This window comes from Nibribacter ruber (genome assembly GCF_009913235.1).
GTDB classification, from domain to species: Bacteria; Bacteroidota; Bacteroidia; order Cytophagales; family Hymenobacteraceae; genus Nibribacter; species Nibribacter ruber.
In genome coordinates this window covers 1,060,809-1,073,627 of record NZ_CP047897.1, presented here as the reverse complement: position 1 = coordinate 1,073,627, position 12,819 = coordinate 1,060,809, and the positions used below count along the sequence as shown (strand labels likewise).

General features: G+C 48.5%; 8 protein-coding genes. 5 read left to right on the top strand and 3 right to left on the bottom strand.

Annotation, left to right across the window (positions count from 1 at the left end; translation table 11 throughout):
- Position 1 precedes the first annotated feature (1 nt).
- From GU926_RS04510 to kduI, 3 genes are read right to left on the bottom strand one after another with little or no spacing between them, the layout of a single operon-like run.
- Entirely contained in the window at positions 2-1,066 is a 1,065-nt protein-coding gene (locus tag GU926_RS04510; protein WP_160689426.1) for a LacI family DNA-binding transcriptional regulator, read from the bottom strand.
- 42 nt (positions 1,067-1,108) lie between these two features.
- Positions 1,109-1,897, bottom strand: a complete 789-nt coding sequence (locus GU926_RS04505) for a gluconate 5-dehydrogenase (RefSeq protein ID WP_160689424.1) — start codon at positions 1,895-1,897, stop codon at positions 1,109-1,111.
- 2 nt (positions 1,898-1,899) lie between these two features.
- On the bottom strand, positions 1,900-2,733 hold the full coding sequence (gene kduI, locus GU926_RS04500) for a 5-dehydro-4-deoxy-D-glucuronate isomerase (RefSeq protein WP_160689422.1): 834 nt from the start codon (positions 2,731-2,733) through the stop codon (positions 1,900-1,902).
- Between the two features lie 315 nt (positions 2,734-3,048).
- On the opposite strand from kduI, the gene GU926_RS04495 reads away from it, so the two are divergent.
- The 5 genes from GU926_RS04495 (at position 3,049) to GU926_RS04475 (ending at position 12,811) form a co-directional block, all read left to right on the top strand.
- Entirely contained in the window at positions 3,049-6,270 is a 3,222-nt protein-coding gene (locus GU926_RS04495) for a SusC/RagA family TonB-linked outer membrane protein (RefSeq protein ID WP_232058429.1), read from the top strand.
- 26 nt (positions 6,271-6,296) lie between these two features.
- The gene (locus GU926_RS04490) at positions 6,297-8,084 is read left to right on the top strand and encodes a RagB/SusD family nutrient uptake outer membrane protein (protein ID WP_160689418.1); all 1,788 of its coding nucleotides are present in this window, start codon (positions 6,297-6,299) and stop codon (positions 8,082-8,084) included.
- Positions 8,085-8,106: 22 nt separating this feature from the next.
- Entirely contained in the window at positions 8,107-9,747 is a 1,641-nt protein-coding gene (locus GU926_RS04485) for a DUF4957 domain-containing protein (RefSeq protein WP_160689416.1), read from the top strand.
- Positions 9,748-9,985: 238 nt separating this feature from the next.
- Entirely contained in the window at positions 9,986-11,281 is a 1,296-nt protein-coding gene (locus GU926_RS04480) for a DUF4861 domain-containing protein (protein WP_160689414.1), read from the top strand.
- A 135-nt stretch (positions 11,282-11,416) separates the two neighbouring features.
- Positions 11,417-12,811, top strand: coding sequence for a pectate lyase family protein (locus GU926_RS04475; protein ID WP_160689412.1), 1,395 nt, complete (start codon positions 11,417-11,419; stop codon positions 12,809-12,811).
- Positions 12,812-12,819 lie beyond the last annotated feature (8 nt).

Below are 12,819 nucleotides of genomic sequence, written 5' to 3'. Positions count from 1 at the left end.
TTTAGTTAGACTTAATGGCCTCATCTTTCTTCAAGGCGTCTGCTTTTAAGGATGATCCTCTCACTACCAGTTCTGGCTTAAGCACCGTTTTCTGCGGTACCAGTTTCTTGTCTGTCCCCGCCTTGAAATGCTCAAAGAACAGCTCGGCGGTAATGCGACCCATGGTGAGGGAGAACTGGTCCACAGTAGTTAAACCAGGCTCTGAGAAACTGGTGAACGGCTCGTTTCCGAAGCCGGCCAACGCCACGTCCTGCGGTACACGCAGGCCTTTTTCCTTCACCACCTGCATGGCACCCATAGCCCCGTAATCACTGGCCGAAAACACTGCGTCCGGCGGATTGGACAGAGCTAATAATTGCTCCATGCTGGCGCGACCGTCCTCTAGTTGCAGGTTGCTTTTAATGACCAGCGCCTCATCAAACGGAATCTCATAATCACGCAAGGCATCTACATAGCCACGCAAACGCTCTTTGAACACGCTTACTTTTTTAGGGCTGGTAAAGTGGGCGATGCGGCGGGCTCCTTGTTTAATTAAATGCTCCACCACCTTGTAGGCGCCCAGGTAGTCGTCAATCATGACCTGACTTACCTCTAGTTCATCTGTGGTTCTGTCAAACAAAACCAGCGGAATTCCTTTTTCCTGGGTTCGCTTGTAATGGTCAAAATTCTCGGTGTTCTTGCCAATAGACGCAATGATGCCATCCACGCGGGCGCTCAACAAAGCATCAACGGTCTGCACCTCTTTCTCATAATTGTCATAAGACTGAGAGATGATGACCTTGTAATTGAGCTTGTTGGCCACTTCTTCCACGCCTCTTATGACAGATGCGAAGAAGGCGCGGTCTACCGTAGGTATGATAATGCCTATGATGTAGCTTTTGCCGTTGCGCAAGGCCGCCGCAATGTTATTGGGCTGGTAGTTGAGCGACTTGGCCGCTTTAAGCACCGTTTTCTTGGTAGCCTCGCTTATTCTGGGATGGTCATTCAATGCCCGTGACACCGTAGAAGCGGTGATGTTCAGCTTTTCAGCGATGTCATGAATGGTGACCTTAGGTTTGCTTGACATAGAAGCAGTTAATTACTTAGTGTGAGGGGGGAGAAGAAGGCCTTATGCTTCGTTGCTCGGTTTCCCTATGGTGGCCAATATACCACCGTCTACATATAAAATCTGACCGTTCACAAAATCGCTGGCTTTGCTGGCCAAGAAGATGGTAGCCCCGCCCAAATCCTCTGGGTCACCCCAACGGCCGGCCGGTGTGCGGTGAATGATAAAGTCGTTGAAAGGATGCCCGTCCACTCTAATAGGAGCGGTCTGGTCGGTAGCAAAATACCCTGGTCCGATGCCGTTTACCTGCACGTTGTAGCGCGCCCATTCGGTGGCCAAGTTTTTGGTGAGCATTTTGAGTCCTCCTTTGGCGGCGGCGTAGGCAGAAACAGTATCTCTTCCTAGTTCACTCATCATGGAGCAAATGTTGATGATCTTGCCCGCCCGGCGCTCCACCATGTACTTGCCCACGGTTTTGCTCATGATAAAAGGACCAGTAAGATCCACATCCAACACTTTTCTGAAGTCGGCCACGGCCATCTCCAGGGCAGGTGTGCGCTGTATCATGCCGGCGTTGTTCACCAAAATGGCAATGGGGCCCACTTCCTGCTCAATGCGCGCAATGTTTTCAATAGCCAACTCTTCATTGGTCACATCAAATAAATAGCCTTTGGCCTCAATGCCGTCAGCGGCATATTGTTGCAGAGCCGTGTCCATTTTGGCAGGCGTGTTGCCATTCACTACTAAGGTGGCGCCTGCTTTGCCCAAGGCTTTGGCCATGGCCATTCCCAAGCCGTGTGTGGCACCAGTGACTAAGGCCACTTTGCCGGTTAAATCGAATAGGTGCGTCATGGCTATTTCAGGTCAGTGATAGGGAATTTGTCCATGTCATTGTAGTCCAGATTCTCGCCGGCCATGCCCCAGATGAAGGTATAGTTAGACGTGCCTGCGCCCGAGTGGATGGACCAAGGCGGAGACAGCACGGCCTCGTTGTTTTTCACCCAGATGTGACGGGTTTCCTGCGGTTCGCCTAAGAAGTGGCACACCATCTGATCCTCGGGTAACTCAAAATAGAAATAGGCTTCCATGCGGCGGTCATGCGTGTGGGCTGGCATGGTGTTCCAGACGCTTCCAGTCTTTAACTCGGTCACGCCCATTTGCAACTGGCAGCTTTCCACTACAGAATTAATCAACACTTTTCTGATGGTGCGATGGTTGGAGTTCTCCAAAGCGCCCATCTCTACGGTTTCGGCCTCTGCCAGGCTTACCTTTTTAGTTGGGTAAGTATGATGCGCAGGAGCGGAGTTGAAGTAGAATTTGGCTTCGCCGGTGTTAGCTGGATGAAAAACTACTTCCTTCACGCCTTTACCTATATAGAGTGCTTCTTTAGGAGCCAAGGTGTATTCAGTTCCTTCTACCGTCACACTCGCCTCTGGCCCCACGTTGATAATGCCTATTTCTCTTCTGTCCAGGAAATTCTCTGAGCGCAGGGTAGGGAAGGTGTCCAACTTCACTGATTTGGTCACGGGATTCACGCCGCCCACAATCAGGCGGTCATATAAGGTGTAGACTACTTCTATAGAATCCTGCACAAACAGATTCTCCATCAGGAAGTGCTCTCGCAGTTTCTGCGTGCCATAAGACTTGAAATCCTCTGGGTGGACGGCGTGCCGGGTAGTATGGTTCATAGGTGTCTAATTGGGGTAAAATCTATGTAATCGGTTGCGCAAATTACAAATTTATTAATGAGTTGTATCGCCGCTGTTCCTGACCATGGTAGATAATCAGCCCAGGGGATTGCTAACGCAGCTACTAACTTAATAATAAAATGATAAAATAAGCCAGTAGAAAGGGGTTTATTTTTAAATCTAACAAAAAACCGGCTTTGCGTTTGTGAAATATTTTAAAGTTTCTTAAATATGCAATCGGTTGCGCAGTTTATGCGCAAGTTCCCCACGCCAAACAAACTATTCACACCTATTAACAAAATCTTAATGTTACCTATGCAACAAGCATTACTAAAGAAGATACGGTACCTGCTCGTACTTCCCTTATTCTTTGTGGCAGCTACAGTGGCCCTCGCACAGACGGTAACCGTGAAAGGCCGCGTAACCGATGACAAGGGGGAAGCCCTAATAGGAGTGACGGTTCTCCTGAAAGGAACCACCACCGCCAACTCTACAGATGTGGACGGGAATTACACCTTGAGCGTGCCCAACGCCAATGGTACTTTGGTGTTCACTTATATTGGGTACCAATCAAAAGAGATTGCCATTGCTGGCAAGGCCGTGGTGAATACCACTCTTACGGCTGACAATAAGATGATGGATGAAGTGGTGGTGATTGGTTACCAGACCGTAACTCGCCGTGAATTAACCAGCTCAGTTTCTTCAGTAGGAGCTAAGCAAATTGCTGATATTCCGGTAAACTCTGCTGCTGAGGCATTGACCGGTCGTCTGGCAGGGGTTCAGATCACAACTTCAGAAGGGTCGCCTAACGCTGAAGCGCTAATTAGAGTGCGTGGAGGCGGATCTATTACCCAAGACAATTCTCCCTTATATATAGTAGATGGAATTCAGGTAGAAAACGCCTTCTCAGTGCTTTCACCGCAGGATATAGAGTCTGTGGATGTATTGAAAGATGCTTCTTCAACCGCTATTTACGGTTCTAGAGGTGCCAATGGGGTGGTAATCATTACTACCAAAGGCGGCCGCGAGATGAAAACCACTGTGAACTACAGCGGACTGGCTGGTATTCGTCAACTAGCCAATAAACTGGATGTCATGAAGCCATATGACTTTGTGTTATACCAGTATGATAGAAGCAGAAACGGTTCAGCAGATAGAGAAGGGTTCTTGGAAACGTACGGCACTTACCAGGATTTAGAACTTTACAAAGACGCTCCTTTTATAGACTGGCAAGAAGAAGTGTTTGGCAGAAATGCGTTGATGCAAACGCACAATGTGAGCATAACAGGCGGTACAAAAGAAACAAAGTTCAATCTGAGCTTGACCTCAAACACAGAAGAAGGCATTATGCTGGGTTCTGACTTTGACCGTAAGCTGGTGAACTTCAGATTTGACCATAACCTAAGCAGCAAAGTATCTGCCGGTTTTAACGTGCGCTACAACAATACAGAGGTGAACGGCGCCGGAACGGCCACAGAAGGTTCTTCTTCAGTGAACAGATTACGTCACAGCGTAAAGTACCGTCCTATTTTAATGGGCGGTCAAGGGCTTGCAGATTATGACCAGGATTACGCAGAAGAAACCAACGGCAATAGCTTGGCTTTGGTTAACCCAATCTTATTAACGCAGGCTGAATACAGACAAAGCAACAGCGATGTTCTGAACTTGAATGGTTATGTCAACTTCAAACTGAATAAGTACCTAAATTTCAAGAGCACTTTAGGAGTTGATTTAGGAGATACTAGAGTAGATGTGTTCAATGACTCGATCACGTCTGTTTCTCGTCAGAATGGTTCTTCCAGACCTATCGCGTCCATTTTTAACCGTGCCAGAAACACATTGAATAACTCAAATGTGTTAAGCTATTCAAATGCTAAGGCAGATACTGAATTTAGCAAGCGTCATGCCATCAACGCCTTGATAGGGCATGAGATTTATGAGGAGAATTCATCGAACAACTACCTAGAAAGCCGTCTGTTCCCTTCTGGTATTTCGCCTGAGTTGGCGTTGGGCAACATGGCATTGGGTACGCCTCAGATTCCTTCTTCAAATGAGCGCAAGTCTACCTTAGTGTCTTTCTTCTCTAGAGCGCAATACTCTTTGGATGATAAGTACTTTTTGACTGCCTCTGTGCGTGCAGACGGTTCTTCTAAGTTTGGCCCGAACAACAAATGGGGCTATTTCCCATCAGCTCAATTGGCCTGGAGATTGTCTAGTGAGGATTTCTTGAAAGATGTGCTACCAACAGCTGTGAGTGACTTGAAACTTCGCTTGAGCTATGGCGAGGCAGGAAACAACCGCATTCCAGACTTCCAATATATGACCCTGTTTGAGCCAGGAGGGTCTTACGGTTTCGGTGATAACCAAGTAATTGGCTACAGACCAACCGGTTTGGCTAACCCTGATCTGAAATGGGAAACGACCATCTCTAGAAACTTAGGATTTGATGCCTCTTTCTTTAATAACAGATTGCAATTGACAGTAGACGCCTACAGCAACAAAACTAGAGACCTACTGGTGAATGTGTTGATTCCTTTGGCTACTGGGTATGCAGACCAAAACCAGAACATTGGTTCTACAGCCAATAGAGGGGTTGAATTGCAAATCAACGCCACGCCTATTGAGAAAGACAACTTTACCTGGACTAGTGGCTTCAACTTGTCTTTCAATAAGAATGAAGTATTAAAGTATGGCAAGCAGAATTCGGCTTTATACAACTCTGGATGGGCCGGTGGAAATGCACCGTTTGATTACGCGGTTATTGTAGGAAAACCAGTGGGCAGCATATGGGGTCTTGAGACAGACGGGTTCTATAAAATTGAGGACTTTGATTACAATGCCACAGCCGGAACCTACACGTTGAAGGCAGGCATTCCAAGCAACCAAAGTATTACAGCAGTAGCGCCGCAGCCAGGTGCCATCAAATTCAAAAACCTGAATGGTGACTTGGTGGTGGATGATAAAGACAGAACGGTGATTGGTGATGCCAACCCAGACTTCTTTGGTGGTTTCAACAACCAGATTGCCTACAAGAACTTTGACCTAAGCATGTTCATCAACTTCCAATATGGTAATGATGTCCTAAATGCAAACAAGCTGGAATTCTCTAGCGGCTACTCCGTGAATTCAAACTTGCTGTCCATCATGAATGACCGCTGGAGAAACGTGAACGAAGAAGGAGTGGTGGTCACAGATCCAGTGCAATTGGCGGCTTTGAACGCAAACGCTAAGCTTTGGGCTCCTTTGACCAGCGCAAGCTCTTTCTATGTGCACTCATGGGCAGTAGAAGATGCTTCTTTTGTTAGAATCAACAACGTGACTTTAGGGTATACGTTGCCGCAAGGCTTGTTGAGCAGAGCTAAGATTCAGAAGCTGCGCGTGTATGGTACGGTGAACAACTTAGCTGTATTCACTAACTATTCTGGCTATGACCCTGAAGTGAGCACCAGAAGAAGCTCTCCTATCACTGCTGGTGTAGACTACGCTGCTTATCCAAGAAGCCGTGCTTTCATCCTTGGCGTGAACGTCACCTTATAATTTAAATCAGTAAGTATTCTCCTGATATGAAGCTTAAAAAATTCAACTCTTATATATTATGGGCCGCCGTCACTACCGGCCTGTCCATTACACTTCCTTCGTGTAATGACTATTTAGAAGTGGAGCCTGTTTCTTCCTTTAGCCCAGACTATGTTTTCAGTAACGTGAACAACGTGCAAAAACAGCTGACGGGCGTATACGCCGCCTTAGGTGGTGACCAAGGGTATGGCATCCGTCTAAGCATGTATTATCCTTTGGATAATGATGAGATGATGGGCCAAAGCGGAAACCCCGGTGACAATGAAAGAAGAGACATTGCCCGGTATACCGTTCAACCAAGCAACACCCAGCTAGCGGGTCCATTTGGCCAGTTGTATGCGGGGGTGGAACGCGCCAACATTTGCATCTATTACATTCCTAAAATGGAGATGTACACCAATGGCACTGAAACTGAGAAACGCGAACTACGCCGGATGCACGGCGAGGCCCTGACATTAAGAGCTCAGTTTTACTTTGAATTGATCCGTAACTGGGGAGACATTCCTGCCCAGTTCAACCCATCCAGTTTTGAGACAGATTTGTTTAAAGGCAAAACTGACCGCGACGAGATTTACGACAAACTAATTGCGGATCTGGCAGAGGCGGCCACCCTTGTTCCCTGGAGAGGTGAAGTAGCCAATGATGAGCGCATCACGCAAGGAGCTGTTCGTGCGTTGAGAGCTCGTCTTGCTTTATTCAGAGGAGGTTTCTCTTTGCGCAGAAGCGGCGGTATGCAACGCGGTTCTGACTACCTAAAGTACTATCAGATTGCCCGTGATGAATGTGATATCATCATCAAACGTGGCGCCCATAAATTGAATCCTAGCTACCAGGCCGTTTGGAAAGATGCTATTGATGCGCACAGAATTGAGCCTAATGGTGAAGTGATGTGGGAGATAGCCATGGCCGGCGGAAGCAGTGCCACAGGAGACAGCAAATTAGGATATTACAATGGTCCTAGACTAAACGGAAGCACTGGTAACGGCGCTTTAACCATTCTGCCTACTTACTTCTACTCCTTTGACTCAAAGGATCAGCGCCGTGACGTGACCGCCGCTCCTTACAATGTAAGCTCTGCGGGAATCATTCAGCCTCGCAATTTGCAGACCATGACAGACGGTAAATTCAGAAGAGACTGGATTACTAATCCTACAGTGTTGACTTCATTAGCGCAATACTTCGGGGTGAACTGGCCATTGATACGATATGCAGACGTATTGTTAATGTTTGCTGAGGCTGAGAATGAGTTGAAAGGTGGTCCAACCCCTGAAGCGTATGAGGCCATCAACCAAGTGCGCCGCAGAGGTTTCGGGAAGGCTATAAATACGCCAGACATGACCGTGGACCTGGAGCCAGGTTTAGACAAGACTGAGTTTTTCAATGCCTTGGTACAAGAGCGGTCTTGGGAGCTAGGTGGAGAGGGAATCAGAAAGTATGACCTTATCCGTTGGAATTTGCTGGAGCAGAAGATTGTGGAAACCAGAGCCGCTTTAAGAGCGATGGTGGCCAAGCAGGCGCCATATGAGAATCTTCCGGCTACCATGTACTTTGCCGCCAATTCTACAACTCCTGTGTATTTAACTTCTTTGTACGAGCCTGCACCAGCCACTGCGCCAGCTAATTCAGTAAGTATTTCCTGGGTAGGAACCGGCGTGAACACCACCTTGTCAGATGTATTCGCGATTGGCTTTAAGCCAGGCAAAAGCGAGTTGTTGCCATTGCCTACCTCTTTGTTAGATGTGAACCCAAATCTGAAACAAGACTATGGCTATTAATCTTTTGAAACCAGCTACAAACATGAAATCAATAGCCAAAATGAAGGCACCAAAGACCCTTATGGTATTGGCACTTTGCTCCTCCATGCTGGGAGCGTGTAAAGAAGACGAGCAGGACTTGCTATTTGAGCCAGCCCGTGCCTTTACGCCCGTAAACGTGATGACCACCAATGGTGAGACGGAGGCCAAACTGTCCTGGAACCCGTCGCTTTTCTCCAACCGGGAAGAAACCACCTATACGGTTGAGGTTTCTACTACCCAGGATTTCCAGAGCATAGCCACCACTGTGGTGGTGGACACGGCCTATGCGGTGATAACAGATGATAAGATTTCCATTAAGCAAGACTATTACGCACGTATCAGAGCAAACGCTGCTGGTAACTCTGCGGCCTCTAACTGGGTGGTGAGTCCGGTTTTTAGAATTACCGGTGAGCAGATTTTCCTGCCATTGGTTTCTACAGAGATAAAGGACAAAACGGCCATTCTGCGTTGGAGACCAACCAACGGGGTAACAAGAATCGTCTTGACCCCAGCCGGTGGTACTGCCACAGAAATTGTTTTGACTCCAGAACAATTGACCGCCAGAGCCATTACTTTAAGCAATCTGACGGCCACCACCTCTTACACTGCTGAAATTTTTGCCGGTACAGTTAGCAAAGGAATCACCACCTTTACTACTAAGGAGCCAAGCATCTTCACCTATACTTTAACGGCCGGAAGTGACCTGGTAGCCGCCGCCGCCAGTGCCGTTAGCGGTGATGTGATTGGGTTGGAGCCAGGTATTTATGATGCATCAGTGGCCAGCATCCTTATTGCTAACAAGCACATCACGCTACGTTCCACGTCTGGTAATTCAAATGACACCAAAGTGTTGTTCAAGGAAATTACCTTGAAAGGAACAGGCGCAGGGGTGCGTGTGAATGGTATTGAGTTTGACGGAAGAAACACAGCAGGAGAGGTGAACGCTGGTTATTTCATTAACATTGACGCAGAGCCAGGAACCTTGTCTTCTATTACGGTAGAAAACTCTAGCATCCATGACTTTAAAAGCGCTTTCATTAGAGGAAACAGAGCTGCCAACAATGCCATCAAAATTGATTTCATTAAGGTAGACAACACCATTGTTTCAAAAAATGGAGTGGACAACTATCAGTCTTTCATGCTGGACAAGATGGACATTAACCGAGTGGATATTACCAATTCTACTTTCAACGAAGCAGGAAGAGGATTCATCAGTTATGCCACCAACTTTACGCCAGTGGCCCGTCCAATTTTCTTTATTGACAGAGTGACCTTGAACAACTTTGGGTCAGGAGACAGAGACAATGTGATTTTTGATGCCAACGCAAATGTTGTTGACTTCATCATGCAGAACAGCATCATGGCAAACTCTCCAAAGCCAGGCCAAGTGGTCAAAGGGAGCGCCATACGCGCAGGTGCAGGCTCTTCTGTTGAATTTAAGAACAACAACTACTTCAATTTATTAGGAGGGGCACCTTTAGCACCATTGACCTTCCCAAGCTATGTGGCAATGTCTAACAACAAGAATGTTGACTTGGGCTGGACGGCCACTACCACAGACTTTACCCTGCCAGCTGGTTCTGAGTTGAGAACCGCAGGTCTGGGAGGAACCGCGATTGGGGACCCGCGCTGGGCCAGATAAGTTGAGTACCGTGTAAATGAATGAATAAAGAAGAAGGCTGGGGTATGGGTATTTGTTGCCTTTCCCATACCCCACCTGATTCTGATTATTAGAAGCCCAGAACAGTAGGTCCAACGCTTCTTAAATGCTTGATTGAATTACCCGTTTTTAGCCTCTTTTCTAGAAAACAAGCCAAAAACGGCCCTAAGATTCAAGCTCTTCTAAAAGAGCGACATTCCCCCTTACCAAACGTTTTAAAATGACGAGTAGCGTAAAGAAATGGATAAACGGAGTGATGGCAGTTTTGCTTCTCCTGAACCTGAGTTGTGCCTCCAGCCAAGGCGTGCCGGCTTTGTCCAATGAGTTCCCCCAATCCTTTACCGTAACTGTTACCAATCCCCTCAACCGTGACCGCGAAAGCGTGCTGGTGCTCTTGCCAGAAAACGATCTTTTGCGAACGCACTCCAAGTTCAATAAACAGGCATTCGTGATAATGGATGGCTCACAAGAGATTCCTAGCCAGTACAACGCCAAAGATACTTTCAACAAAGGCCTGGCTTTTGTCCTGGACAATATGCAAGCCGGTGAAAAACGCCAGCTCACCCTCAGGTACAATACTACTGGTACTAACAAACGCACTTATACTAAGCGCACCCAGGCCGAACTCTCCAAAAAGGTAGGAGGCCACTTTGAAAACCACAAATACATTGGCGGCACTTTCCAAAACATAGATTCATTGCGCGTACCCGATGAAGTCACCGACCATTCATTCTATCTGCGCTATGAAGGCCCGGGCTGGGAGTCTGACAAGGTGGGCTATCGGTTTTACCTGGACTGGCGCAACGGCGTAGACGTTTTCGGAAAGAAGACGCCAGAAATGGTCCTGCAAAACGTTGGCTTGGACGGATATGATTCCTACCACACCGCGCAGCCCTGGGGCATGGACATTCTTAAAGTGGGCAAGGCACTGGGAGTAGGGTCACTGGCCATCTTCACAGACGGCAAGGCCGTGCGCGTGGAGAAGACAGACAGTACCTACAGCAAAATCACCCAAAACGGAGACGTTTATTCCTCTATCCTGACAGATTACTATGGCTGGCAGGTGGCTGGACAGAAACTGAACGTGCATTCTCAGCTCAGTATCCACGCCGGTACCAGGCTTACGCACCACCAATTAGCCATTGAAAAAGGACAGCCCCAGAACATCAGCACAGGCTTGATCAAAGACAAAAACGCCACACTGGTCAGCTACAAAGGCGAAGCGGGTAGAAGCTACGGGTACATTGCCACCTATGGAAAACAAAGCCTCAACACGCCGCCAGACAACGTAGGCATTGCGGTCTTGTTCAAACCTCAGGACTTGATTTCCATCACTGAAGATCCTCTGAACCACGTGGTGCAGTTGAAGCCCAGCAACGGACGGGCAGAATATTATTTTCTGGCGGCTTGGGAGCTAGAGCAGCACGGCATCAAAACTGAAGCCGAGTTTCATCACTACCTGACCAAAGTGGCAGAGGAACTGGCCAACCCGGTGCAGGTAGACATCTCCAAATAACCAAGACGTTTATATTCCCGATTTTGGCCTGTTTTCCAGAAAATAAGCCAAAAACGACTAATGTGCATGATTTCTTTCCTTTGAATCAATCTTTGCCCAACCAGGAAAGGAAGTCCTTTTTACCAATCTCAACTCATGAAAATACCTCATTCCCTTACCAAACTTTCTATGCTGGGGCTGGCCTTCCAGATGGTGGCCTTCTCGGGCTGTGCCCAGAAAACGACGGCTAGCGGCACCGCGGCTTCCATTGATTTGCCGGTAGAGAACGGGCAGGCGCTGGCGTTTCCGGGGGCAGAGGGATTTGGCAAGCATACCACCGGCGGCCGCGGAGGACAAGTGGTGGTAGTGACCAATCTGAATGACAATGGCCCAGGCAGTCTGCGCGAGGCTATCCGGAAGAAAGGGCAGCGCATCATTGTCTTCGCCGTGTCTGGCAACATTGAACTGGAGGCCCCCCTGGACATCAACAACGGCGACTTGACCATCGCCGGACAGTCGGCGCCTGGAGATGGGATCTGTCTGAAGAACTACCCGGTGAGCATCAAGGCAAACAACCTCATTGTGCGGTACATGCGGTTCAGGCTAGGAGACAAGGCCGCCCAGCAGGCAGACGCCTTTGGTGCCAACAAAGGCAACAGCAACATCATCATTGACCACTGTTCCATGAGCTGGGCCACAGATGAAAGCGCCTCGTTCTACCGCAACAGAAACTTTACCCTACAGTGGAGCATCATCTCAGAAAGCCTGAACGCCTCAGTGCATGCCAAAGGCGACCATGGCTACGGCGGTATCTGGGGTGGCAGCGGCGCCTCTTTCCATCATAACCTATTGGCCAGCCACAACAGCCGGTTGCCGCGGTTCAGTGGGTCTAGCACTACGCCCAACCCAGCAGACGAACTGGTAGATTTTACCAACAATGTCATCTATAACTGGGGCCATAACAATACCTACGGCGGGGAGAAAGGCCATTACAACATGGTCAACAATTACTACAAAGCCGGGCCGGCCACGCTTGCCTCTAAGAAAGACAGAATCGTGAATCCGTCCCAGCCCTATGGCCAGTTCTATGTAGCGGGTAATCATGTTGAAGGATTTCCGGCCATCAGCAAAGACAACTGGGCCGGCGGAGTGCAGGCAGATCACCCAGATTCTGCTAAAGTAACCAAAGCCTTTGCGGTGACCAGCATCAAGATACAAGAGCCACTGGCTGCCTTTGAGGCGGTGTTGGCCGGTGCCGGTGCCAGCTACAAGCGAGATGCGGTAGATGCCCGCCTGGTGCAAGAAGTGAAGAACGGCAACTCTGCCAACGGCAAGCAAAAAAACGGCATCATTGACACGCCCCAGGAGGCAGGCGGCTACCCAGCCCTGAAAACTGCTCCGGCCCCGGAAGACAAGGACAAGGACGGCATGCCCGACGCCTGGGAGGTGCAGCACCAACTGAACCCGGCCAGCGCAACAGATGCAGCGGCCTTTACCTTGCACAAGCAATACTCCAACATTGAAGTGTACCTGAACAACCTGGTAAAGTAAGAGGACTG